This is a genomic window from Bradyrhizobium manausense, from assembly GCF_018130615.1.
GTDB classification, from domain to species: Bacteria; Pseudomonadota; Alphaproteobacteria; order Rhizobiales; family Xanthobacteraceae; genus Bradyrhizobium; species Bradyrhizobium manausense_A.
Window position 1 is genome coordinate 19738 of the sequence record NZ_JAFCKB010000034.1, and the last position, 22673, is coordinate 42410.

At 64.2% G+C, this 22673-nt stretch carries 23 protein-coding genes; 9 read left to right on the forward strand and 14 right to left on the reverse strand.

What is annotated here, in order from left to right:
• Positions 1 to 5 precede the first annotated feature (5 nt).
• Positions 6 to 479, forward strand: coding sequence for a P-loop nucleotide/nucleoside kinase family protein (locus tag JQ587_RS35890; protein ID WP_212428504.1), 474 nt, complete (start codon positions 6 to 8; stop codon positions 477 to 479).
• 188 nt (positions 480 to 667) lie between these two features.
• Complete coding sequence (locus JQ587_RS35895) at positions 668 to 1621, forward strand: ABC transporter substrate-binding protein (protein ID WP_212300013.1); 954 nt, start codon at positions 668 to 670, stop codon at positions 1619 to 1621.
• 285 nt (positions 1622 to 1906) lie between these two features.
• Here JQ587_RS35895 and JQ587_RS35900 read toward each other — a convergent pair whose 3' ends face one another.
• The 8 genes from JQ587_RS35900 to JQ587_RS35935 all read right to left on the reverse strand — a co-directional run bounded on the left by JQ587_RS35900 (position 1907) and on the right by JQ587_RS35935 (position 9258).
• Positions 1907 to 2107, reverse strand: coding sequence for a hypothetical protein (locus JQ587_RS35900; protein WP_027532768.1), 201 nt, complete (start codon positions 2105 to 2107; stop codon positions 1907 to 1909).
• Positions 2108 to 2401: 294 nt separating this feature from the next.
• Positions 2402 to 4543 carry a flagellar biosynthesis protein FlhA gene (gene flhA, locus JQ587_RS35905; RefSeq protein WP_212300012.1) on the reverse strand — a complete coding sequence of 714 codons (2142 nt, stop codon included), beginning with the start codon at positions 4541 to 4543 and terminating at the stop codon, positions 2402 to 2404.
• A 352-nt stretch (positions 4544 to 4895) separates the two neighbouring features.
• The gene (locus JQ587_RS35910) at positions 4896 to 5198 is read right to left on the reverse strand and encodes a copper-binding protein (RefSeq protein WP_212300011.1); all 303 of its coding nucleotides are present in this window, start codon (positions 5196 to 5198) and stop codon (positions 4896 to 4898) included.
• Between the two features lie 14 nt (positions 5199 to 5212).
• Complete coding sequence (locus JQ587_RS35915; protein WP_212300010.1) at positions 5213 to 5668, reverse strand: cupredoxin domain-containing protein; 456 nt, start codon at positions 5666 to 5668, stop codon at positions 5213 to 5215.
• Positions 5669 to 5700: 32 nt separating this feature from the next.
• Positions 5701 to 7032 carry a multicopper oxidase family protein gene (locus JQ587_RS35920; protein WP_212428505.1) on the reverse strand — a complete coding sequence of 444 codons (1332 nt, stop codon included), beginning with the start codon at positions 7030 to 7032 and terminating at the stop codon, positions 5701 to 5703.
• Between the two features lie 13 nt (positions 7033 to 7045).
• Positions 7046 to 8470 carry a TolC family protein gene (locus JQ587_RS35925; protein WP_212428506.1) on the reverse strand — a complete coding sequence of 475 codons (1425 nt, stop codon included), beginning with the start codon at positions 8468 to 8470 and terminating at the stop codon, positions 7046 to 7048.
• Between the two features lie 9 nt (positions 8471 to 8479).
• A complete protein-coding gene (locus JQ587_RS35930; protein ID WP_212300007.1) occupies positions 8480 to 8764 on the reverse strand; it encodes a hypothetical protein in 285 nt (94 codons plus the stop codon).
• Positions 8765 to 8841: 77 nt separating this feature from the next.
• Positions 8842 to 9258, reverse strand: coding sequence for a hypothetical protein (locus JQ587_RS35935; protein ID WP_212300006.1), 417 nt, complete (start codon positions 9256 to 9258; stop codon positions 8842 to 8844).
• Between the two features lie 150 nt (positions 9259 to 9408).
• Here JQ587_RS35935 and JQ587_RS35940 point away from each other — a divergent pair, with 150 nt between their 5' ends.
• Together JQ587_RS35940 and lspA are read left to right on the forward strand one after the other, a co-directional pair.
• Positions 9409 to 10674 carry an MFS transporter gene (locus tag JQ587_RS35940; RefSeq protein ID WP_212428507.1) on the forward strand — a complete coding sequence of 422 codons (1266 nt, stop codon included), beginning with the start codon at positions 9409 to 9411 and terminating at the stop codon, positions 10672 to 10674.
• 55 nt (positions 10675 to 10729) lie between these two features.
• Complete coding sequence (lspA, locus tag JQ587_RS35945) at positions 10730 to 11218, forward strand: signal peptidase II (RefSeq protein ID WP_212428508.1); 489 nt, start codon at positions 10730 to 10732, stop codon at positions 11216 to 11218.
• On the opposite strand, the gene JQ587_RS35950 is transcribed toward lspA, so the two are convergent.
• Together JQ587_RS35950 and JQ587_RS35955 are read right to left on the reverse strand one after the other, a co-directional pair.
• Entirely contained in the window at positions 11215 to 11622 is a 408-nt protein-coding gene (locus JQ587_RS35950) for a DUF4864 domain-containing protein (protein ID WP_212428509.1), read from the reverse strand. The genes lspA and JQ587_RS35950 overlap by 4 nt on opposite strands.
• A 66-nt stretch (positions 11623 to 11688) precedes the next feature.
• A complete protein-coding gene (locus JQ587_RS35955; RefSeq protein WP_212300294.1) occupies positions 11689 to 12327 on the reverse strand; it encodes a TetR/AcrR family transcriptional regulator in 639 nt (212 codons plus the stop codon).
• 239 nt (positions 12328 to 12566) lie between these two features.
• Here JQ587_RS35955 and JQ587_RS35960 point away from each other — a divergent pair, with 239 nt between their 5' ends.
• Genes JQ587_RS35960 through JQ587_RS35970 form a run of 3 tightly spaced genes read left to right on the forward strand, consistent with a single transcriptional unit; the run spans position 12567 to position 16367 of the window.
• Positions 12567 to 13064, forward strand: a complete 498-nt coding sequence (locus tag JQ587_RS35960) for a (2Fe-2S)-binding protein (protein ID WP_212300002.1) — start codon at positions 12567 to 12569, stop codon at positions 13062 to 13064.
• A complete protein-coding gene (locus JQ587_RS35965; protein WP_212428510.1) occupies positions 13061 to 14113 on the forward strand; it encodes an FAD binding domain-containing protein in 1053 nt (350 codons plus the stop codon). The genes JQ587_RS35960 and JQ587_RS35965 overlap by 4 nt, the downstream gene beginning before the upstream one ends.
• A complete protein-coding gene (locus JQ587_RS35970) occupies positions 14106 to 16367 on the forward strand; it encodes a xanthine dehydrogenase family protein molybdopterin-binding subunit (protein WP_212428511.1) in 2262 nt (753 codons plus the stop codon). Before JQ587_RS35965 ends, JQ587_RS35970 begins: the two co-directional genes overlap by 8 nt.
• 12 nt (positions 16368 to 16379) lie before the next feature.
• Here JQ587_RS35970 and JQ587_RS35975 read toward each other — a convergent pair whose 3' ends face one another.
• From JQ587_RS35975 to JQ587_RS35985, 3 genes are all read right to left on the reverse strand, one after another.
• Positions 16380 to 17891 carry a lysozyme inhibitor LprI family protein gene (locus JQ587_RS35975; protein ID WP_212428512.1) on the reverse strand — a complete coding sequence of 504 codons (1512 nt, stop codon included), beginning with the start codon at positions 17889 to 17891 and terminating at the stop codon, positions 16380 to 16382.
• 104 nt (positions 17892 to 17995) lie between these two features.
• Positions 17996 to 18151, reverse strand: a complete 156-nt coding sequence (locus tag JQ587_RS35980; protein ID WP_212428513.1) for a hypothetical protein — start codon at positions 18149 to 18151, stop codon at positions 17996 to 17998.
• A gap of 187 nt (positions 18152 to 18338) precedes the next feature.
• A complete protein-coding gene (locus JQ587_RS35985) occupies positions 18339 to 18887 on the reverse strand; it encodes a cupin domain-containing protein (protein ID WP_018646206.1) in 549 nt (182 codons plus the stop codon).
• Positions 18888 to 19036: 149 nt separating this feature from the next.
• On the opposite strand from JQ587_RS35985, the gene aptA reads away from it, so the two are divergent.
• A complete protein-coding gene (gene aptA, locus JQ587_RS35990) occupies positions 19037 to 20365 on the forward strand; it encodes an omega-aminotransferase AptA (RefSeq protein ID WP_212299996.1) in 1329 nt (442 codons plus the stop codon).
• A gap of 66 nt (positions 20366 to 20431) precedes the next feature.
• Positions 20432 to 21697 carry a D-amino acid dehydrogenase gene (locus tag JQ587_RS35995; protein ID WP_212428514.1) on the forward strand — a complete coding sequence of 422 codons (1266 nt, stop codon included), beginning with the start codon at positions 20432 to 20434 and terminating at the stop codon, positions 21695 to 21697.
• Between the two features lie 186 nt (positions 21698 to 21883).
• On the opposite strand, the gene JQ587_RS36000 is transcribed toward JQ587_RS35995, so the two are convergent.
• Positions 21884 to 22525, reverse strand: coding sequence for a helix-turn-helix domain-containing protein (locus JQ587_RS36000; protein ID WP_212299994.1), 642 nt, complete (start codon positions 22523 to 22525; stop codon positions 21884 to 21886).
• Between the last annotated feature and the right edge of the window lie 148 nt (positions 22526 to 22673).

The following is a 22673-nucleotide window of genomic DNA, read 5'->3' on the forward strand; positions in this document are numbered from 1 at the left end:
GCAGAATGGCAACCGCACACTTGATTCATGGATATCTCGGTGCAGGAAAGACGACGTTCGCGCGGCACTTGGAGCACGAACTGCCGGCCATTCGCTTCAGTCACGACGAATGGATGACGATTTTGTACGGCAATGATCCGCCTATGGATCAGTTTCCCGAATTTCATCAACGCGTATCGAGGCTGATCGACGCGCACTGGACACGATGTGTGAAACTCGGCCTAGATGTCGTACTTGATCTTGGTTTTTGGTCGCGACGCCAGCGCGATGAGACAAGGACGACCGCTGCAGCGCTGGGGGCTAGCGCGCGGCTCTATCTTCTCGAGTGCCCGGAACACGAAGCATGGCGTCGGGTCGACAAACGAAATGCGCATCTCGACGGAAGCTTGCTCATCGTCCGACATACGTTCGAGATGCTTAAGAGCCGCTTTCAGCCGCTGGGAGACGATGAGGACCGAATTGAAGTTAGGCAATGCTGAGAGATGTCAGCTCGTTGGACGTGAGCTCTCGCGAATCCCATCGCTTGACGGGCGGAGCCAGCATCAAGCAATCGTTGGTGCGATCTGATCAAGAGAACGAAGTTTGATGGGGTTTCGCTTCGCTCCCCCCATCCGAGGCGCTGAAAAGCCATTCTGTGCAATCCTATCGTCGATCAAGCGAGGGAGACATGTGGCGACGGAAGTTCATTGCCGGGCTGGCTGGTATGGTGGCACTGCCGCTGACCGCTCGCGCTCAGAGGCCAAACCGAATCTACCGCCTCGGGCATCTTGCGACCACATCGGAAACCGAAGCTCTTACCCGCCAGATAACTTTGCCAGAACTTGAAAGGCTTGGCTTTGTTGAAGGCCGCAATCTCATCTTCGACGCACGTGTCGGCGATTCGGATTCGCTGCCGGCTCTCATGCGCGAATTGCTCGCCGCTCAGCCAGACGCAGTCGTCGCCATTGGCACCGCACTAAAGCCTGCCGCCGCGGCCACACGCACCGTGCCGGTCGTCGCTTTTGGCAACGATCCGATTGTGCTTGGCCTCGCCGCGAGTTACGCGCGGCCGGGAGGGAATATTACTGGCGTCGTGATTGCGGCGGACGAGCTTGAAGCGAAGCGGCTTTCCATTCTGCTCGAAGCGGTACCTGACCGTCGGCGTGTGGCCGCGCTGGTCCCGGCCTTGAGTGGAGCGAGCGAGGCCGTGAGGAAGGCGGCGGCGGGGCTCGGCATTGAAGTACTTGTATTTCCAGTCGCCGCACCGAGCGAATACCCGGCTGCCTTTGCGGCGATGCGGGCTCAAGGTGCACAGGCATTGATCATCAGCGCGCTTCCGCAGTTTCTGCGGGATGGCAGGCAGTTGGCAGCTCTTGCTCTCGAAGGTCGGCTCCCAACAGTGTGCGAATGGGCGGAAATGGCGCACACGGGGTGTCTGATCGGATATGGGCCCAATCGCATAGAACTGCGCAAGCGCATGGCCGACCAGATTGCTCAGATATTTCGCGGCGTCGCGCCTCGCGACATTCCGATCGAGCGGCCGACGTCATTTGAGTTCGCGTTGAACCTGAAAACTGCCAAGTCGCTCGACCTCATCGTTCCTGCCTCAGTGCTGACACGCGCTGACGAGGTGATTGAATAGCCGGGTGACGTCGGCTTTTGGCCCGCAACTCTTCACCTGTATGCCGCTGTGCAGCCTCTTGTAGCGCAACCGTCGCACAGTGCTTCGTCGCTATGCTCCCCGCAATGACGAGGCTGAGGCGCTAGTCCCGCAAGCAACGACGTACCCCCCAGACATGAGAAAGCGCCCGTGGGGGGCGGGCGCTTTCTGTAGTCGACTTGGGGTTGGGGTCGTCTACATATCCACGTGGCGACTTTGGGGGGCTGGTAAAGAGCCGCGTGAATTCCTGAAACTCAAAAAATCTCCTTAGCGAACGAGCGATGCGTTCGAACTGGTGATCACAACCGGCTTGCCGGCCTTGATGACGCGGGCGGTCTGGGTCAGGCCGTCGTCCGAACCTGTGCGTGCCGTGATGCCGAAGCCAGCAACCGCGATCCCGGCGACGAGGGCAACGACCACAATCTTCAAATGGGTCGAGCGATCTGCGCTGTAGATCGAGTGGTTCATGGAAGCCTCCTGCCGCCACCTACCCGAAGTAGTCGCTAGCCCGTTCAGGCTGGTTCATGCTTCCGGTGCCCAACAACCTAGTATTGGGCGGATTCGTTCCCAAGGGGACATCACAAGAGCGTGATATGACGTGAGAAATCGCGATCAGCAGCGAGGCCTGATCGTGCAAATTGGCAATTATTTCAATGCTGTAATGTACTTGCAGGGCGCCTTGTCAACATCTGGTCCACAAGGCGCCAGGAACTCAAAAACCATTTGCCTGTGGCCGAAAAACACACGGCTTCTTAAGGTAAATCAGACGCTTCCGACGGTCTTCAGCCTTGCCCTCGGGTGGATTTCGGCCTGCGACAGCACGGTCGTCTGGGCGCGGAACCGTTCGACCAGGGAACGGACGAAGGGACGAATTGCCGCAGAGGTGACCAGTACGGGGGCCTCGCCTTCGCGGGCGGCGCGCTCGAAGGCCTCGCGCACGGCGGTCATGAACTCCGACAGTTTCGACGGCTGCATCGCCAGGCTGCGCTCCTCGCCCTGGCCGATGATGGATTCGGCAAAGGCCTGCTCCCATTTCGCCGACAGCGCGATCAGCGGCAGGTAGCCGGCGTAGGAGGTGTTCTGGGCACAGATCTGCCGTGCGAGGCGGGCGCGGACATGCTCGACCATGGTCGCGGGGTTGCGCGAGAAGGCGAGCGAGTCGGCGATGCCTTCGAGGATGGTCGAGAGGTCGCGGATCGAGATGCGCTCGGCGAGCAGCAGCTGCAGCACGCGCTGGATGCCGGAAACCGTGACCTGGCCGGGCACGATGTCCTTGACCAGCTCGCTCTGCTCCTTCGGCAGCTCCTTGAGCAGCTTCTGCACCTCGCCGTAGGAAAGCAGGTCCGACATGTTGGCCTTGAGCAACTCGGTGAGGTGGGTCGAGAGCACGGTGGCGGCGTCGACGACGGTGTAGCCCTTGAGCGAAGCCTCCTCCTTGAGGCTGGCATCGACCCAGGTCGCGGGCAGGCCGAAGGTCGGCTCGGTGGTGTGGATGCCGGGCACCTGCACCTGGCTGCCGCCGGGGTCCATGACCATGAACTGGTTCGGCCAGATCTTGCCGGTGCCGGCGTCGACCTCCTTGATCTTGATGATGTAGGTGTTGGCTTCGAGCTGGACGTTGTCGAGGATGCGCACCGCCGGCATCACGAAACCCATCTCGATCGCGAGCGAGCGGCGCAGGGCCTTGATCTGCTCGGTGAGGCGGTCGGTGCCGTCGGGGCCGTTGACCAGCGGCAGCAGCGCATAGCCGAGCTCGATCTTGAGGTCGTCGATCTTCAGCGCCGCCGAGATCGGTTCGTCCGCTGCCGCCGCGCCAGGCGCGCCGGGCGTTCCCGGAACAGGCGCGGCCTTGGCCGCTTCCTCGGCCTTGGCGGTGGTGCGCTTGTGGTTGCGCGCGCTCCAGGCCAGTGCGCCGGCGCCGGCGCCGAGCGCGAGGAACGGGATGGTTGGGATGCCCGGCAGCGCCGCCAGCACCAGCATGACGGCCGAGGACATCGCCAGCGCCTGCGGATAGCCGGAGAATTGCTTCATCAGCGCCTTGTCGGCGGCGCCGGAGACGCCGGCCTTGGAAACGAGCAGGCCCGCCGCGGTCGAGACGATCAGCGCCGGCACCTGGGTGACGAGGCCGTCACCGACGGTCAGCAGCGTGTAGCTGCGTCCGGCATCGGCAAAGGACAGGCCCTGCTGCGCGACGCCGATGATCATGCCGCCGACGACGTTGATGAAGACGATCAGGAGGCCGGCGATGGCGTCGCCGCGGACGAACTTCGAGGCACCGTCCATGGCGCCGAAGAAGCCGCTTTCGTCCTCCAGCGCCTTGCGGCGCTCCTTGGCGACCTTCTCGTCGATCAGGCCGGCGGAAAGGTCGGCGTCGATCGCCATCTGCTTGCCGGGCATGGCGTCCAAGTGGAAGCGGGCGGCGACTTCGGCGATACGGCCCGAACCCTTGGTGATGACGACGAAGTTGACGATGATCAGGATGGCGAAGACGATGATGCCGATGACGAAATTGCCGCCCATGACGAAGCTGCCGAAGGCTTCGATGACGTGACCGGCGGCATCCGTGCCCTCGTGCCCGTGCGACAGAATCAGGCGGGTCGAGGCCATGTTCAGCGACAGCCGCAACATGGTCGAGATCAAGAGGATGGTCGGGAAGGCGGAGAATTCCAGCGGCGCCTGGATGAACAGCGACGTCATCAGGATCAGGATCGAGAGCGTGATCGAGATCGCCAGGAACAGGTCCAGGACGATCGCGGGCAGCGGCAGGATCAACACCACCAGGATGGTGAGGATGCCGAGCGCCAGCGCGATGTCGCCGCGCTTGAGGATGTTGACGATCTCGGTGACGGAGGGGAGGCCCGGCTTCGCGCTGCCTACGCCCTGTCCCGCGGTGACGTCGACCATGGTAGCTGCCTCCCCGCGCGACTGCCGTCCGCGCGCCCCAAACGTCTGCGCGGCGGCCGATGGGCCGCCGTTCCGAAAGTGAGGCACCGCACTGGCGTCCACGGGATCCCCCGTTCTACGCGGCTGACGACACTCGACTTCACCCGGCAATTCTTGCCGGGTGTATGGTTAGCAAAGGGTTAATGGAGGGGGCTGGGAGGGGCGGACCGGGGTGTTTCGGGGGGGCTCCTGGTCATGCCGGGGCGATGCGCAGCATCGAACCCGGAATCTCGAGATCCCCCGGTGCGCAATTGCGCGCCTGAGGTCTGGTCCTTCGGACCATCCCGGAATGACGGCGTGGCTGGCAATCCGCCTACTTCGCCTTCTCCAGCTTCGTCACCGTGTAGCCCGAAGCCGCCTCTTCGGCCTCGAAGCTCACCTTGTCGCCGACCTTGACCTGCTTGAGGAGAGCAGGGTCCTTGACTCGGTAGACCATGGTCATGGGCTCATCCATGCCGAGGCTCTTGGCGGGGCCGTGCTTGAGCGTGATCTTGCCGGCGCCCTCGTCGATCTTCTTGACCTCGCCACTGATCGAGGCGCCCCCGGCTGCCAGCGCATTAGTGGCAACGCCGACGGTCAGCACCAGCGCGGTCGTGATGCGGATGATGTGGTTCATGAGAGTCTCCATTGCTATTTCACGGTGACGTGGCCGACCATGCCGTAGTCGCGATGGTCCGGGATCAGGCAGGAAAATTCGAAGGTGCCGGCCTTGGTGAACTTCCAGACGATCTCGGCCGTCTTGTTCGGCGCCAGCCGCACCCCGTTCGGATCGTCGTGCTCCATATGCGGGTGCTTCTTCATCACCTCGGCATGCGCGAGATTCTCCTTTGTGGTGGCGAGCAGGAATTCGTGATCCTCCCTGCCGACATTGCGCAGCACGAAGCGGATCTGCTCGCCGCGCTTGACCGTGACGGCCGACGGCTCATAGGCCATCTCGCTCAACGCGATCTCGATGGTGCGAGCGGGCTTGTTGGGATCGCCGGGTTCGCCGGCCGAGAAGCCGTGATGGTCGTGTCCCTCGTGCGCGAGCGCAGGCGCGATCGAAAGCGCAGCCAGCGCGAGGGCAAGTTTGATCGTCGTTTTCATCTTATTCTCCAGTTGGTGGTTCATCGAAACGCTCACATCTTCATTTTGTGCGCCGGTGCGGCCGGCTGCCGCGCAGGCTCCGTCGCGGGCGAGGCGACCTCGTAGGCGACGGTACCTTTCGGGAATTGATAGGGGCCGGGATCGCGGTAATCGCCGCGCGCGAGGTCCTCGCGGATCTTCATCACCGTGAACATGCCACCCATCTCGATCGGACCGAACTGGCCGGCGCCGCTCATCATCGGCAGCGTGTTGTCAGGCGCGGGCATCTCCATGTTGTCCATCGCCATACCTGATTGCCCCATCACCATGGCGTCGGGCGCGAGCTTGCCGACGGCCTTGGCGAGATCCTTGCGCGACACGCCGATCATGTTGCGCATGTCGTGGCCCATCGCATTCATGGTGTGGTGCGATTTGTGGCAGTGGAATGCCCAGTCGCCGGGATTGTCGGCGAGGACGTCGAACACACGGACCGCGCCGACGGGAACGTCGGTCGTCGTCTCCGGATATTGGGCGCTCTCCGGAATCCAGCCACCGTCGGTGCAGGTCACGGCGAAGCTGTGGCCATGCAGATGGATCGGATGGTTGGTCATGCTGAGATTGCCGATGCGCACGCGCACCTTGTCGCCGAGCCGCACTGGCAGCGGATCGATGCCGGGAAACACCCGCGCATTCCAGGTCCACATGTTGAAATCGGTCATCTCGTTGACCCGGGGCAGATACGTGCCGGGATCGATGCGGTAGGTGCTCATCACGAAGACGAAGTCGCGGTCGACGGGCCTGAAGTTCGGATCGCGCGGGTGCACGATAACCATGCCCATCATCCCCATCGCCATCTGCACCATTTCGTCGGAATGGGGGTGGTACATGAAGGTCCCGCTCTTCTTCATCTCGAACTCGTAGACGAAGGTCTTGCCGGGTTGGATGTGCGGCTGGGTCAACCCGCCGACACCGTCCATGCCGCTCGGAATGATCATGCCGTGCCAATGCACGGTGGTGTATTCGGGCAGGCGGTTGGTGACGAAGATGCGGACCTTGTCGCCCTCGACGGCCTCGATGGTCGGGCCCGGCGACTGGCCGTTGTAGCCCCATAGATTCACCTTCATGCCTTCGGCGAATTCGCGCACCACCGGCTCGGCGACGAGATGGAATTCCTTCCAGTCGCCGTTCATGCGGAACGGCAGCGTCCAGCCATTCAGGGTGACGACGGGGCGGTAGTCTGGACCGCTTGCCGGGTGCAGCGGCGGCTGCATCACGGCCTTGTCCATATGCGGCGCCTCCGGAATCGATGCTGCCTGCACGCGACCGCTGACGGCTGAGGCGCTGACGAGCGCGGCGGTCCCCAAAAATCCTCGACGGGAAAACATGCTTATCTCCATGTCAGTGACCGCCATCGGCAGGTGCTGCCGCGGCGATGTTGGTCGGATTGTCGCCGCCGGAAGCAGGCGCGCCGCCGCCATTGACGGCAGTCTGCAGCTCGGATTGGGCGAGGAAGAAGTTTTGCCGGGCGTCGATCGCACCGCGCAGCGAGGCGAGGCGCTGCCGTGCCTCGGTCAGGAGCGCGAAGATGTCGACCTGCATGCTGGAGAAGCGCAACTGCATCTCCTCGGTGATGATCTTTCGCAACGGGATGATCTCGCGCTGGTAGTGGCTCGCGATGTCGTAGGTGGAGCGATAGACACGGTAGGCATCGCGAGCCTCCGAACGGACGTTCACGGCACGCTCGGTCAGGCGGTTGAAGGCGAGATTGTAGGTCTCCGCCGCCTGCCGCACCCGCACCTCGCCGCCGTCGAAGATCGGGATCTGGAACTGCACGTCGAAACCGCGCTCGCGGAACGGGGTGCCTTCAGGATCCTGGGTCCGGCGAGAGATGCCGGCGAGGTCGAGCAGCGTCACGAAGCGCGTCGCCTCGGTGAGGTTCAGCGACTTTGCCAGGGCGGTCAGTTCCAGCCGCGCGATCTGCAGGTCGATGCGGTGCGCGACGGCATCGGCCTCGATCGAGGGCAGGGCCTGCGGCCGGCGTGGCAGCGGCGGCAATGCGTTGGGCAGGCGGAAGTCGAGACCGTCGTCCCAAAGACCCATCAGCCGCGCCAGCTTTTCGCGCGCACTGGTCGCCGCTTGGCGCGCGGCGGCGAGATCGGCAGTGGTCTCGGCGTAAAACACCTGCTCGCGGGCCTGATCGAGCTTGTTCACCGAGCCGGTCTCGCCGAGCTTGACCGCGAGTTGCGCCGTCGATTCCGCCGTCGCCTTTGCATCCGTCAGCAGGGCCACCATTTCGTTTCCGGCGACCGCGCGGACGAAAGTGCGCCGCACATCGGTGGCGAGCCGCAGCGTCGCTAGCGCCGCGCGCAATTGCGCCTGGCGGAAGCGATCGCGCGCGATCTCGGATCGGAACGGCAGCGTGGCCAGCGCCAGGATATCGCCGACCACCTGCCGTTCGATTTCGCTGGCGCCATTGCCCGAGATGCGCGAGATCGAGAACACCGGATTGGGCGGCAGGCTCTGCTCGACCAGATCGGTCTCGGCCAGCGCCAGCTCGTTATAGGCCGCTTGCAGCCCCTTGTTGTTGAGCAGCGCGACCTGCACGGCGCTCTCTGCGGTCAGCGTCCGTGACAGCAACTGGCGAACGCGCGCATCGATCACGCCGGCTCCGTCGGCCGTTCGCACGAAGGCGACGTCCTTGTTGATGGTCTGGCTCGTCAAATCTGAGACCACCGTCATGCCGGTGTCGGGCGAGAACCCGGCGCAACCGGACAGGCCGAGCGCCACGAGAACGAACAGGCCCCGCGCAAAATGCTTTGCCATGGCGCGCTCCTATCGATCTTGCTTCGGCTGCGGCACAACGGCGTCGTTGCGCTCGCGCCATGGCGCCGGCGCCGCGGGCCGCAGGCTCGTATAAGGCGTGACGGTCGAGCGATAGCCGACAGGCGCGACCTTCGCCGCCGGATCGGCAGGATCGGCGGTGGTCACTTGAGGGGTTGCCGGCATGCAGCCGGACAACGCCAGCGCAATCGTGGCCAGCAGTGGCCGACAAAATCGAAAGTGTCGTCCACGCGCCGCAGATGCGACGGCAGACTTCGCCCCGGAAAGGGTCCGCATGAGTCATCCTTGATCTGTCTTGAGACCACAGGCTTGCGCGCGCAGATGCGCGCAAGTCCTGGCGTCGTTGCGTCAGATCAGGCGATGGGAGGGCGGTAGTGCTGGGGCGGCGCCGCGCTGTGCAGGCTGATCACGATCTCGGGCGCACAGGCGGAGATGGGCTGCAGCGGCTTTGCAACGCTCGGCAGATCAGCCGGCAGCGCGCTGACACACATCATTGCGCAGCATGGGCCAACGTGCCCCTTGCCGTCGTGATGCTGCGGACTGGGGGTGTCCTGCGCGGCCGCTTGGTGATGCGTATGATGCATCCCGGCGTGGTCATGCGGCATGTTCGCGTGCATGTGATTCGCCGGCACGACATCGTCGCCAAGGCACGGTGCGGGGCCGCTGCCCCAGGCGAGTGCTGCTGCCGGCGCGAGCACGCAGAACAGATAGGCCAGCGCAACGAAGCGCCCCACCCTGATCCGCATCGATCGCGTCAATTGCAGCAACATTCCGACAGCAAGCTCTCCGCGCGGCATTGTTGCACACGCAGATTGCAAACTAATGGCAAAGCAGCGTTTCGCCAAGCTCCTTCTTACCGCAGTGCACCGCGCATGCCCATTATCGCGGCAGGATGCTTGACCGCGAGACGATCCGCGAACATGTTCCGCGCCGTGCACGCACCAAATCATCCAGGACAGAGACCGGCCTCCTTCTCCCCAGACTCCCGTCAGGCCTGGGTGCGACTCCTGCTCGCGCTGGTGATCGGCTCGATCGGCGCCGTCGGCATGTGGGCGGTTGTCGTCGTGATCCCCGTCGTACAGGCCGAATTTGCCGCCACGCGCGGCGCGGTGTCGTTGGCCTTCACGCTGATGATGTTCGGCTTCGGGCTCGGCGGCGTCATTGCCGGCAAGATCACCGACAAATTTGGCATTGTGCCGGCCATGGCGATCAGCATCGCCTTTCTCGGCGTCGCCAATACGCTGGCAGGACTATCGACCCAGCTCTGGCAGTTCGTGGCGGCCTACTTCCTGATCGGGCTCGGCACGTCGGCGACCTTTGCGCCATTGATGGCCGAGGCCTCGCACTGGTTCGAGCGCTATCGCGGGCTCGCCGTGACCATCGTCGCGAGCGGCAATTACGTCGCCGGCACGATGTGGCCGCCGCTCGTCAGCGCGGGCATGGACAAGATCGGCTGGCGCTACACCCATATCGGCATCGCCTTCGTCTGCGTGGTCCTGATGTCGATCCTGGTGCTGGTCCTGCGTGTGCAGATGGGCGACGACAAGGTTCGCAATCACGCCAATGCGCCGCCGCCGCGGGTCGATCTCAAACTGTCGACCAACACGCTGACGGTGCTGCTCTCGATCGCCAGCATCTCCTGCTGTGTCGCCATGGCGATGCCGCAGGTGCACATCGTCGCCTATTGCGGCGACCTCGGCTACGGCGTGGCGCGCGGCGCCGAGATGCTGTCGCTGATGATGGCCTGCGGCATCGTCAGCCGCATTGGCTCAGGCTACCTGGCCGACAAGATCGGCGGCATCCCGACGTTGCTGATCGGGGCCGTGGCGCAGGGTTTCGCACTGGTTTTCTATCTTTTCTTCGACAGCCTCACGTCGCTGTATCTCATCTCCGCGATGTTCGGCCTGTTCCAGGGCGGCATCGTGCCGAGCTATGCCATCATCGTGCGCGAGGCGATGCCGGCCAGCGAAGCCGCAACCCGCGTCGGCATCGTGATCTTCGCCTCCGTGTTCGGTATGTCCTTCGGTGGCTGGGTCTCCGGCGTCATCTTCGATGCCTCCGGCTCCTATGCAGCGGCCTTCGCAAACGGCGTGGCCTGGAACGCGCTCAATATCGGCATCGTCTTGACGTTGCTGATCCGCTCGCGCATGAACGCGACCAGGGCAGGGGCTGGCTTCGCGACCTGAAGGGCGCCTCCCGTCGGTGCGAGTCCGTATCGATGCAACCCGGAACATCCTGACCATGCCGCGGACGCCGTCACACCGCCGGATTTGGCTGATCGTTGCTGTTGCGCTGCTGGACCAGAGCACCAAGCAGTTCGTCGTCGGCTGGCTGGAGCCGGATCGCCCAGTGCTCGTGTTGTCGTCCATCGCACTGCCATCCATCGACTTCCTGCTGTCCTACAACAAGGGCGTCTCGTTCAGCTTCCTGCGGTTTGCCGGCGATGCCCAGCGCTGGCCCTTGGTTGGTCTGTCGCTTCTTGCGTGCGGACTGCTAGGCTGGTGGCTCCGCCGTGTGCCGCCGCGTCAGCCGATCCTGGCAACGGGGCTGGCCCTGATCATTGGCGGCGCACTTGGCAACATGCTGGACCGCGCCCGCATCGGCTCGGTGATCGACTTCGTCCACCTCTCCTACCAGGCCTGGTCGTTCGCCATTTTCAACGTCGCCGACACGGCCATCACGTTGGGCGCCATCGCGACCGTGGTCTCCCTATGCTTTGAGGCAACCTAAACCGCCTGTCCTGCCTTCAGGAGCGAGCAGCCTGTGATCTTGTAGCTGCCATCTGCCTGCTGCTCGAGCGTGTAGAGCGCTTCCCAGGCTTCGCCATTGGCATCGATGATGTGAACGCGCTGGGCAACCGAGCTGCCTTCAGTCTTGCTGTCGCCGAACTCAAAACTCCTGTGGCGAAAAACGGGTGCGTAGCCGTTTTGCACCATCGACATGAAGATGTCGGGCGCCGGGAAGATCTGCTTGATCGCCGGAGCGGCATAGGAATAGGCGGCTGTGGCATCGTCACGGACGAAGGCTTGCTCCTGGGCGCGGATCACGCCTTGCGCCGACGTGACATCGTCAGCGCGTGTGGCGAGGGAGCTGAAGCCAACAGTGAGAGCGACGACCAAAACTGCGATGCGCATGACAGGCTCCGCGTTGATGTGCCGGCGATACTGATCCTAGCATGACCATGAGTAAATACGGGCGTGCTATCGCTTCCGTTTCACGGCCGGTTTTGCAGGCTTGGCCGCGCGTGCCTTGGTCTTGCCGGCCGGCTGTACGCGCAATCCGTCTACGAACACGTCGAGCATCCGCAGCACCGAGGACTGCCAGCCGGGCTGATCGTGCATGTAGCACATGCCGAAGAACGCGCGCAGCAAGTCCTCGGGACTGATGTCGGCGCGCATCGCGCCGGCCGCGGCTGCGCGATCAAGCAGCGAGCCAATCGCCTTGGTCAGGCGCTCAAATGAGAAGGCATACAGCTCGGATCCGCTCTGCACTGCGAGTGCCAGGGCTGCCACCATGCCCTTCTTGGTGGCGACGAATTCGACACCTGACCGCAGCCAGCGCCTGAGCGCATCGACCGGGTCCTTGGCGTTCTTCAGCTGCTCGGCAAGCTCGCTGAGCTGTTCGACCTCGCGCCGGTAGACCGCTTCGAACAGATCCTCGCGCGTCGGAAAATGCCGATAGAGCGTGCCGATGCCGACGCCGGCGCGTTTGGCCACGGCCTCCAGGCTTGCCTCCGGGCCGCCCGCGTTGAACACGGCCTTGGCCGCCTCGAGCACGCGCTCGCGGTTGCGCACGGCATCGGCGCGGGGCTTTCGGGTCTGGTCGGTGTGGTCGTCCATGCCGGCAATGTAGATCACGAATTGGTTAGATTGAACCCTTGGACGGCTGCATCGCGTTGTCTGCACACGGGCTTTTGACGAATTCCAAATATTCTTCGGCAGCCCTTGTTAAGCGGAGGGAGCCTCCGTATCTTCGCTCATGTGCCGAGCCGGATCCTTTCGGCGGCGCGATATCGACGGCGGCCACGGCGGTAGCGCGCCGAGCGATGAGCCATGTCCATATCTGATCGGAGCCTTGTATGAACCACTCCATCAGCCTCACCGTGAACGGTGCACGGCGCGACTTCGTCCTCGACGATCCCCGCGTCACGCTGCTCGATCTCTTGCGTGAGCGCCTTCATCTCACCGGAACCAAGAAGGGCTGCGACCGCGGCCAGTGCGGCGCCTGCACCATTCTCGTTGACGGCAAGCGCATCAATTCCTGCCTCGCGCTCGCCATCAGCCATGACGGAGCCGACATCCTCACCATCGAAGGCGTTGCGCGCGGCGACCAGCTTCATCCCGTGCAGGCCGCCTTCATCGCCCATGACGGCTTCCAGTGTGGCTTCTGCACGCCCGGCCAGATCATGAGCGCGATCGGCATGATGAACGAAGCCCAGGCCGGCAACGATCCCGAGCGTATCCGCGAATGCATGAGCGGCAATCTCTGCCGTTGCGGCGCCTATGCCGGCATCGTCGATGCCGTGCTCGAGGCGCAGGCCGGTGCCGACGAATCCAACCAGAGGCGCTCCGCATGAAACAGTTCGATTACGTCAGGCCCGCCACGGTCGCTGAAGCCGTTGCTGCCGCCGCCCAGCCGGGCACTATGTATCTTGCCGCCGGCACCAATCTGCTCGATCTCATGAAAGGCAACGTCAGCCGGCCGGATCGGCTGGTCGATGTCACCCATCTCGATGGGCTCGACCGGATCGAGCGCCTCGCCGATGGGTCGTTGCGCATCGGCGCGCTCGTCAGCAATGCCGACCTTGCGCATGACGTGGAGTTCGCGAAGGCCTATCCGGTCGTTGCCGAAGCGCTGCTCTCCGGCGCGTCGGCGCAGTTGCGCAATGCCGCGACCGTTGGCGGCAACCTCCTGCAGCGAACGCGTTGCGCGTACTTCTACGACACCGCCAGCCGCTGCAACAAGCGCGAGGCCGGGAGCGGCTGCGACGCCCGCGAAGGTGAGAACCGGGCGCATGCCGTACTCGGTTGGAGCGAGAGCTGCATTGCCACGCATCCGTCCGACTTCTGCGTACCATTGGTGGCGCTCGACGCCGTCGTCGAGATCGAAGGTAGAGGCGGTCGTCGTGAAATCGCGCTCGACGACCTGCATCGCCTGCCCGCCAATACGCCCGAGCGTGAATCCGCGCTGGAGCCCGGCGATCTGATCGTCGGGGTGCGTCTGCCGGCTGCCGCACCCGGCTTTGCCGCGCATGCACGCTATCTCAAGGTCCGCGAGCGGACGTCCTACGCCTTTGCCATCGTCTCCGCCGCGGCTGCGTTGCGGATCGAGAACGGTAAGGTCGCGGAAGCGCGGCTTGCGCTTGGCGGCGTTGCCGCAAAGCCGTGGCGCGCCCGGGCTGCGGAAGATGTTCTCAGAGGCGTCGCGCCAACGGTTGATGCTTTCCAGGAAGCCGCCTGGCGCGCGCTCGTTGATGCCAAGCCGTCCGGTGACAACGCTTACAAGATCGAGCTGGCACGTCGCATCGTCGTGCGGGCGCTGACACTTGCCGCAGCCGGTACCCCCGCGCGCATCCCCGCGCTGCCGGCCTCTCCCTTCGCGTCGTCTGGAGCTATCCATGTCTGAGCTCAATCTTACCAGCGCTCCTGCCCATCTCCGTCACGGTTCGAGCATCGGCCAGCCGCTGACCCGCCGCGACGGCGTGCTCAAAGTCAAAGGGCAGGCGACCTATGCCGCCGACAATCATCCGCCCGGCATGCTGTTCGCGGTCATGGCTGTATCCAGCATCGCGCGTGGCCGAGTGACCTCGCTCGATATCGCCGCCGCCAAGCGTCATCCCGGCGTCGTCGATGTCATGACGCCGGACCACAAGCCGCAGCTTGCGGTAGATCCGGAGATCAAGACCAATCCTTTCGTGTTCCGGATGGAGGTCTTGCAGAGCAGCGAGGTCCGTTACGCCAACCAGCCGATCGCCGTCGTGATCGCGGAAACGCTGGAGGCCGCGACGGAAGGCGCGGTGCTGCTGGCACCGCGCTATGAGACGTTGCCTGCGCTCGTTGGCCTCGATGCCGGCGAAAGTTTTGTGCCGCCGGTCGTCGGCGTCGGCAATCCCGCGGAAAATCACCGCGGCGATGTCGAGGCGGGTCTTGCCAGGGCCGACAAGCAGATTGATGCGATCTACGAGACCCCGCCGCAATATCACAATGCTATGGAGCCGCATGCGATCGTCGCCCACTGGGACGGTGACCATTTGTCGGTCGACATGCCGACCCAGGGCTTGATGCTGTCGCTCGGGCGCATCGCCGAACTGTTCGGCATCGCGCCCGACAAGATCCACATCCGCAGTCCGTTCCTCGGCGGCGGCTTCGGCTCCAAGGGACTGATGTCCGGTCCGCCGACTCTCGGCATCATGGCTGCCAAGCTGGTCGGCAAGCCCGTGAAGCTCGTGCTGCGGCGGGAGCAGATGTATGGCCCGGTCGGCCATCGGGCGCCGACGCGTCAGCGCTTGCGCATCGGCGCCGACGCCGAGGGGCGTCTGACCGCGCTCGATCACCACGCGCGGACCGTGTCGAGCATGTTCGACGACTTCTACGAGCCCGCTGCCGATGCGTCGCACACGCTCTACGCGGCGCCCGCGATCCGCACGTCGCACGATGCCGTGCGCGTCAACACCGGCACGCCGCTGTTCATGCGTGCGCCCGGCGAGGCGACAGGTTCGATTGCACTGGAAAGTGCGATAGACGAGATGGCGTGGGCCTGCGGCATGGATCCGGTCGCCTTCCGTTTGCAAAACTATGCTGAAGTCGAGCCGATCACCGGAAAGCCGTTCTCCTCGAAAGCGCTGCGCGCCTGCTACGATCAAGGCGCGGAGCGTTTCGGCTGGGCGAAGCGCTCGCTCGAGCCGCGGCAGATGCGCGACGATTCCGGCCATCTGGTCGGCTGGGGCATGGGCACGGCGACCTTTCCGGCGCTGATGTTCCAGGCCGAAGCACGCGCCGCGATCCGACGTGACGGCACCGGCAGCATGGAGATCGGCGCGCACGACATGGGGCAGGGCGCATGGACCGCGCTCGCCCAGATCGCAGCCGATGCCGTCGGTCTCGACATCGATCGGGTCACGTTCAAGGCGGGCACGTCCGACCTTCCGGATGCAGGCATCGCCGGCGGCTCCGCGCACACGGCGACCGCGGGTGCTGCGATCCACAGCGCCGGCGCCGCCGTGATCGCGAAGCTTGCCGATCTCGCTACTAATGACGAGCGCTCGCCGCTGTTCGGCGCCGGCAATGCCGGGGTGATCGCGCGCGACGGCCGGTTGATCCGGCGCGATGATGGCAGCCGCAGCGAGACCTACACCGAGATCCTCGCCCGTGCGGGCGTGGCCGAGGTTGAGGCACACGGCACCGGCGCGCCGAACCCTGCGGCGATGGACGAGTATGCCATGCACGCCCACGGCGCAGTGTTCGCGGAGGTCAAGGTCGATCCCGAACTCGGGCAAGTCCGGGTCACCCGCATGGTCGGAGCCTTCGCCGCCGGGCGCATCGTCAATCCGCACCTGGTTAAGAGCCAGCTGTTTGGCGGCATGATCTGGGGAATGTCCTTTGCGCTGCACGAGGAGGCGATTACGGACCGTCGCAGCGGCCGGATCATGAATGCCAATCTCGGCGAGTACCACATCCCCGTGAATGCCGACGTGCCGCCGCTCGACGTGATCACGGTCGAGGAGCATGATCCTCACGTGAATGCGCTGGGTATCAAGGGCGTCGGCGAGATCGGCATCACCGGCAGTGCCGGCGCGGTTGCGAACGCGGTCTGGCATGCGACCGGCGTGCGGGTGCGCCGTTTCCCGATCAGGATCGAGGAGCTGCTGACAGGGGTTTGAGCCGCTTGCTACTCAGCGTATCGAACCGCGCGGATTATCGATATCTTCCGACGGCTTGGCCGGAAACAGCCGTGCCGTCGAGGAAATCGTGATGTTGCGCTTGCATTTCGCCTCGTCGTCATTTTCGGTCTTGCCTTCACGCTTCCCGGCAAAGGCGTCGTCGAGCCGGTTGACGATGAGCGTGGCGTGGTCGCGTTCGAGCGTATCGGGGTTCTTGCCCTGGTCGCTCGCGCGGAACGCGCCGGCCTGGACCTTGCCGCTCATCTCGTAGTCGCAGCCGCCTTTCCAATCGGCCTGCGACCATTTCCAGCCCTGGGCATCGAGTGAGCCGTCCTTGTCGACGGTAATCTTGAGGATGGCATTGTAGGCCAGCCAGGTTCCGGCGAGACCGACGCGCTTGTCGTCAAAACCTTCAAGCAGCGCGATGCGTTCACGTTGCAGGCCGTTGAGGCGATCGCGTCCGAACACCGTGTAGTGCATCGCCGAGGTCTGCTTCTCCCACGCCGGATGCAGGAATTCAGGATATTGCAGGGCCTGGCTGCTCACCCAGTGGCGCTGGTCGTCTGTCAGCGCGCGCCGTGTTGCGTCGTCCAGGCGCGGCAGCAGTGCTTTCCATGCGCGGTTCAGCCGCTGGTCATTCGTCGCCAGATCCGGGTCGGCGCAGATTTCCTCGTCGGTGGCCGTCTCCGGTCGTGCGCAGTCGAAGGTCGGCGTCACGAAGCCGGTGTCGGTCTTGTCGGTCCCATCGCGGCTGGCGCGCGCGAAATAGGTGCCGGTCACCTGGCCGAGGCGATCGCAGTCCGGATCATTGAACGAAGACCATTTTTCTTCGGTTGCAAGGAGCACGACGCGCAAGGTGTCGCCCTGGCGTCGCAACTTGATCGAGACGGGATCGGCAGGTTTCGCGGCGCCATCGGATGGTTGCGCTGGTGTCGTGATGCCGCTGAGCCAGCCGTCCGGACGCGGCTTCACTGTCGTCTTGAGCTTGCAGCGCCAATGCTTGTCGTTGCCGTAGTCGGAGTTCAACTCCGCATCGAGGCGATAGGCGCCTGCCTCGACCGCAGTGACGTTAACTTCGCCGAGCGCGTTGGCCCAGGCGCCGGTCAGGCCACCGCGCCCGAAACCGCGCGCGAAGTCGTCGAGCACGGTGGCGCGCTTGCGGAGCGTGTCGGCCAGGTTCTCGCGCAGCTCGGCCTCGTCGGCCTCCTCCACTGTATAGGCGGCCTCCTGGACCATCTCGTTGAACCAGGCCTGATCGCGCTTGAGCAGGGGCCGGATGTTGGCCGGGGCCTTGGCCACCGTAGCCGCAAAGGATCCATCGATCGCGGCGACCAGCTTGTCGTAGCCGGCTCCCTTGCAAAATTTGCTTGTGCCTTCGATCTTGCTGCCGTCAGAGTTCCGCGCGCAGAGCGCCATTGCCATCGGCCCATCGCTGCTGGCGCGCAGGAAATCGTCCATCGCGTTGGCGGTGGCGGAACTCAGCAGCGCGGCTGCAAGCAGCGCGAGGCGCACTGGTGCGGACATGGGCAGCTCTTGGTCGAAGCAAACTCGGATCTGTTCCTTGGTCGCCTGCCGCGTCGCTCCGGTTCAGGAGGTCGCGGGGCGTCGCGCCCGCGCTGGTGACAAGGTCAGTTCATCATCCGGCGGAGAGCCTTGATCTGCGCTCTCTGCTTTTCGATGTATGCTTCGATAGCCTTGCGCAACTCGCGCGAGTGCAGCTTGTCGGCATCGCGCCGAACTTCGTCGAGCGCGGCTTCGGCATTGGCGAGCGTAATAATCTTCATCTGCGAGCTCTATGACGGAGCGGCCCCGGAGTGCCTAGGAGCCCGGGGCCATAACCTCAACACCTCTAAGGCAGGCTGCTCGGCTACGATTCGTAATATATTAGCGGTCTGGCCCGCAGAAATTGAGCTGGCTCAAGCACAGTAGGATGCCGGTGCTCCGTATGATTGCGGATGTCGCAGCCGCGCTTCAGAATGTCGGCGGGGTGCAGGCCGAGATCACTTCGCACGGCTTGCCGCCGACGCAGCGGAAGCGATGTGGTCGGCGGCTTTCGAAGTAATAGGCATCGCCGGGATTGAGAATGCGCCGCTCATCCTCGACGGTGACCTCGAGCTTGCCCGAGATGACGATACCGCCTTCCTCGCCGTCATGGACGAGATGTACGCGCCCGGTGTCGCTGCCGGGCTCGTAACGCTCCTTCAAGATCTGCAGGCTGCGGCCGAACAGATTGTCCCCGACCTGCCGATAGGAGATCGGCTTCTTGCCGACCTCGGTCAGCTCCTCCGCGCGGTAGAAGATCTTGCGCCTCGACTCGGGCTCCAGCGCGAAGAACTCGGCGAGCCCCATCGGGATGCCATCGAGGATGCGCTTGAGCGCGCCGACCGACGGGTTCATCTGGTTGGATTCGATCAGCGAGATCGTCGAATTGGTGACCCCGGCGCGCTTGGCGAGCTCGCGTTGCGACAGCTTGTGGCGCGCCCGGATGAATCGCAGCCGTCCACCGATGTCGACGCTCATGCCTCTGGCCCCTGTTTCAGGTGTTGCGGATCGCGCAAATATGGACCGTCTGCCCTAGTAAAATCAATGGCTTGCAGGTCACCAGAAAAGGACTTGTTGCGCGATCGAGGCCGTGGCTCTGCTAGGCGGTCAGCAAAGGAGCGCGGCCCGTGACCCTTCATCAGATTCCGAACACTATCAAGACCGACTCGTTCTGGATGCCGTTCACGGCCAACCGGCAGTTCAAGAAGGCGCCGCGCCTGTTCTCCTCGGCCGAGGGCATGCACTATACCACTGTCGACGGACGCAAGGTGATCGACGGCTCCGCTGGCCTCTGGTGCGTCAATGCCGGCCACGGCCGCAAGCAGATCGCCGCGGCAGTCGAGCGGCAGTTGATGACGCTGGATTTCGCGCCGACCTTCCAGATGGGGCACCCGCTGGCGTTCGATTTCGCCGAGCGTCTCGCAGAGATCGCGCCGAAGGGCCTCGACCGCATCTTCTTCACCAACTCCGGCTCTGAATCGGTCGACACTGCCCTGAAGATCGCGCTCGCCTATCATCGCGCCACCGGCCAGTCGAGCCGCACCCGCCTGATCGGCCGCGAGCGCGGCTATCACGGCGTCGGCTTCGGCGGTACTTCGGTCGGCGGCATGGTCGCCAACCGTCGCGCCTTTGCGACGTTGCTACCTGGCGTCGATCACATCCGCCACACCCATGATCTCTCCCGTAACGCCTTTGCCAAGGATCAGCCGGAGCACGGCGCCGAGCTTGCTGACGATCTCGAGCGTTTGGTTGGTCTGCATGGCGCCGAGACGATTGCCGCCGTCATCGTCGAGCCGGTGCCGGGCTCGACCGCAGTGCTGCCGCCGCCGAAGGGCTATCTGCAGCGGCTGCGCCAGATCTGCGACAAGCACGGCATCTTGCTGATCTTCGACGAGGTCATCACCGGCTTCGGTCGTCTCGGCACGCCGTTCGCCGCCAATTTCTTCGGCGTCACGCCGGACCTGATGACGACGGCCAAGGGCATCACCAACGGCACCATTCCCTGCGGTGCGGTGTTCGCCAGCCGCAAGGTGCATGACGGCATGATGGTCGGCCCGGAAAACCAGATGGAGCTGTTCCATGGCTACACCTATTCGGCGCATCCGACCGCCTGCGCCGCCGGTATCGCCACGCTCGACATCTATAAGGACGAAGGACTGCTCACGCGCGGCGCTTCGATCGCCGAATACTGGCGCGATGCGCTGCATTCGCTCAAGGGCCTGCCGAACGTCGTCGACATCCGCAATTGCGGCCTGATGGGCGCGGTCGAGCTGGCACCACGTGACGGCGCTGTCGGCGCCCGCGGCTATGACGTCATGGTCGATTGCTTCAACACCGGCCTTTATCTGCGCATGAGCGGAGACAGCTTCGCGATGTCGCCTCCGCTCATCGTCGAGAAGAGCCATATCGACCAGATGGTCTCGATCCTCGGCGACGCCATCAAGAAGGTGGCTTGATAATTGCTCTCGCCGCTGCAGGGCCCTATCTTGCAGCGGCGTGATGCCGCGGGAGTTTGACGAAGCGTGAAAGTCTTGATCCTCGGCAGCGGTGTCATTGGTGTCACCTCTGCCTACTACCTCGCCCGTGCCGGCCATGAGGTGACGGTCGTCGACCGTCAGCCCGAACCGGCACTGGAGACCTCTTTTGCCAATGCCGGCGAAGTGTCGCCCGGCTACTCTTCGCCATGGGCCGGCCCTGGCGTGCCGGTGAAAGCGGTCAAGTGGCTTTTGATGAAGCACGGCCCGCTGGTGATCCGGCCGAACATCGATCCGGTGATGTGGGTCTGGCTGCTCAAGATGCTGCGCAACTGCACCAGCGCGCGCTACGCGGTCAACAAGAGCCGGATGATTCCGATTGCGGAATACAGCCGCGATTGCCTGCGTGCTCTGCGCCGCGACATCGGCATTCAATATGACGAACGCGCGCAGGGCACGCTGCAACTGTTTCGCTACCAGGCGCAGCTCGACGGCATCGGCGAGGACATCGCCGTGCTCAAGCAATATGGCGTGCCATTCGAGGTGCTGAGCCGGGAAGGCTGCATCGCGGTCGAGCCGGCGCTCGGCGGCGTGAAGGAAAAGTTCGCCGGCGGACTTCGCCTGCCGCAGGACGAGACCGGCGACTGCCACATGTTCACGCAGGCACTGGCCAAGTATGCCCAGGCGCTCGGCGTGCGCTTCATGTTCAACACCGGCATCGATCGCATCGTTACCGACGGCACGCGCGTCAGCGGCGTCGCGACGAGTGCCGGGCTGTTGCAGGCCGACAGCTATGTTCTCGCACTCGGCAGCTATTCGTCGCGAATGGCCGCGCCGCTCGGCATCTCGCTGCCGGTCTATCCGGTGAAGGGCTATTCGATCACGGTGCCGATCAAGGACGCCTCCGGCGCCCCGGAATCGACCGTGATGGACGAGAGCTACAAGGTCGCGATCACCCGCCTCGGCAATCGCATCCGCGTCGGCGGCACCGCGGAAATCTCGGGTTTCTCGACCAAGCTTTACAATGCACGCCGCGCCACGCTCGATCACTCCCTGACCGATCTGTTCCCGCGCGGAGGCGATCTCTCCAGGGCGACGTTCTGGAGCGGCCTGCGTCCGATGACGCCGGACGGCCCGCCCGTGATCGGCCCGACGCGCTACGCCAACCTCCACCTCAACACCGGCCACGGCACGCTCGGCTGGACCATGTCCTGCGGATCGGGGCGCGTGCTCGCGGACATGCTGTCGGGCAAGAAGCCGGATGTGGACGTGAGTGCGCTGTCGGTGGACCGGTATCAGCACCGATTTGGGTAAGCGTCTTTCCACGCATCTAAATCCTTCACCGTTACCCTGAGGTGGCCGCTTCTTCAGCGGCCCTCGAAGGGCGATGGCCCGGCTCTATCGGGGCCGTGCATCCTTCGAGGCTCCCCGTGGAACGCGTTGCGTCCCACGCCTCACACCTCAGGATGACGGGGGGAGTGTGCGTGGAAGCAGAGAGGCTTACGCCCCCGTCATGCAATTCACCCACAGCACCACGGCCTTCGCATCCTGCGCCGGATTGGAAAACCGGTGCGGCCGCCGGCTTGCAAAGCGAAAGCTGTCGCCGGTCTTCAGCGACCAGGTCTCGCTGTCCACGGTCAGCATCATCTCGCCTTCGAGTACGAGGCCGGCCTCTTCGCCATCGTGAGTGTAGAGTTCGTCGCCAGTTGAGCCGCCGGGCTCCAGATGCACAAGGAACAGGTTCAGCTTGCTGTCGGCACTCGCAGGGCTCAACAATTGTTTTGAGACGCCGGTCCGCCAAAGTTTCAGTTCCGGCCGCTGCAGCCCGCGCGTCACCACCCGGTCGGTGGCTCCGTCGGCGCTTGGGCTCGCGCCGAACAGGGCGGCGATGCCGACGCCAAGCACGTCGGCGAGCGTAGCCAGCACGCGCAGCGATGGCGACGACAGGCCGCGCTCGATCTGGCTGAGGAACCCGATCGAAAGCTCCGTGCGTGCTGCGACCGATTCGAGCGAGAACTGCCTGACACGCCTGAGATCCCTGATACGGCGGCCGACCGCGACGTCCATCGCGGGCTCGGCGGCTTTGGCCCTCTCGTTCTTCGCTGCTTTCCTGGCCGGCTTTGCCGCGGCCGGTTTGCGCATTCTTTTGCCACCGCTCACGTCAAACCGCTTCCTTCATGTGCATGAAAACCACTTGCATCGGCTGCGAAAGTGTGACCAAATTTTCATATTGGTGAAAATAGGCCGAAACGGCTTGGCGCGCAACGTTTGATCACGACACGCACGAGCG

Excerpts from the sequence above, each read along its gene's own strand:
- JQ587_RS35890 (WP_212428504.1), top strand. The coding sequence starts at position 6 with ATGGCAACCGCACACTTGATTCATGGATATCTCGGTGCAGGAAAGACG.
- JQ587_RS35895 (WP_212300013.1), top strand. The coding sequence starts at position 668 with ATGTGGCGACGGAAGTTCATTGCCGGGCTGGCTGGTATGGTGGCACTG.
- JQ587_RS35900 (WP_027532768.1), bottom strand. The coding sequence starts at position 2,107 with ATGAACCACTCGATCTACAGCGCAGATCGCTCGACCCATTTGAAGATT.
- flhA (WP_212300012.1), bottom strand. The coding sequence starts at position 4,543 with ATGGTCGACGTCACCGCGGGACAGGGCGTAGGCAGCGCGAAGCCGGGC.
- JQ587_RS35910 (WP_212300011.1), bottom strand. The coding sequence starts at position 5,198 with ATGAACCACATCATCCGCATCACGACCGCGCTGGTGCTGACCGTCGGC.
- JQ587_RS35915 (WP_212300010.1), bottom strand. The coding sequence starts at position 5,668 with ATGAAAACGACGATCAAACTTGCCCTCGCGCTGGCTGCGCTTTCGATC.
- JQ587_RS35920 (WP_212428505.1), bottom strand. The coding sequence starts at position 7,032 with ATGTTTTCCCGTCGAGGATTTTTGGGGACCGCCGCGCTCGTCAGCGCC.
- JQ587_RS35925 (WP_212428506.1), bottom strand. The coding sequence starts at position 8,470 with ATGGCAAAGCATTTTGCGCGGGGCCTGTTCGTTCTCGTGGCGCTCGGC.
- JQ587_RS35930 (WP_212300007.1), bottom strand. The coding sequence starts at position 8,764 with ATGCGGACCCTTTCCGGGGCGAAGTCTGCCGTCGCATCTGCGGCGCGT.
- JQ587_RS35935 (WP_212300006.1), bottom strand. The coding sequence starts at position 9,258 with ATGTTGCTGCAATTGACGCGATCGATGCGGATCAGGGTGGGGCGCTTC.
- JQ587_RS35940 (WP_212428507.1), top strand. The coding sequence starts at position 9,409 with ATGTTCCGCGCCGTGCACGCACCAAATCATCCAGGACAGAGACCGGCC.
- lspA (WP_212428508.1), top strand. The coding sequence starts at position 10,730 with ATGCCGCGGACGCCGTCACACCGCCGGATTTGGCTGATCGTTGCTGTT.
- JQ587_RS35950 (WP_212428509.1), bottom strand. The coding sequence starts at position 11,622 with ATGCGCATCGCAGTTTTGGTCGTCGCTCTCACTGTTGGCTTCAGCTCC.
- JQ587_RS35955 (WP_212300294.1), bottom strand. The coding sequence starts at position 12,327 with ATGGACGACCACACCGACCAGACCCGAAAGCCCCGCGCCGATGCCGTG.
- JQ587_RS35960 (WP_212300002.1), top strand. The coding sequence starts at position 12,567 with ATGAACCACTCCATCAGCCTCACCGTGAACGGTGCACGGCGCGACTTC.
- JQ587_RS35965 (WP_212428510.1), top strand. The coding sequence starts at position 13,061 with ATGAAACAGTTCGATTACGTCAGGCCCGCCACGGTCGCTGAAGCCGTT.
- JQ587_RS35970 (WP_212428511.1), top strand. The coding sequence starts at position 14,106 with ATGTCTGAGCTCAATCTTACCAGCGCTCCTGCCCATCTCCGTCACGGT.
- JQ587_RS35975 (WP_212428512.1), bottom strand. The coding sequence starts at position 17,891 with ATGTCCGCACCAGTGCGCCTCGCGCTGCTTGCAGCCGCGCTGCTGAGT.
- JQ587_RS35980 (WP_212428513.1), bottom strand. The coding sequence starts at position 18,151 with ATGAAGATTATTACGCTCGCCAATGCCGAAGCCGCGCTCGACGAAGTT.
- JQ587_RS35985 (WP_018646206.1), bottom strand. The coding sequence starts at position 18,887 with ATGAGCGTCGACATCGGTGGACGGCTGCGATTCATCCGGGCGCGCCAC.
- JQ587_RS36000 (WP_212299994.1), bottom strand. The coding sequence starts at position 22,525 with ATGCGCAAACCGGCCGCGGCAAAGCCGGCCAGGAAAGCAGCGAAGAAC.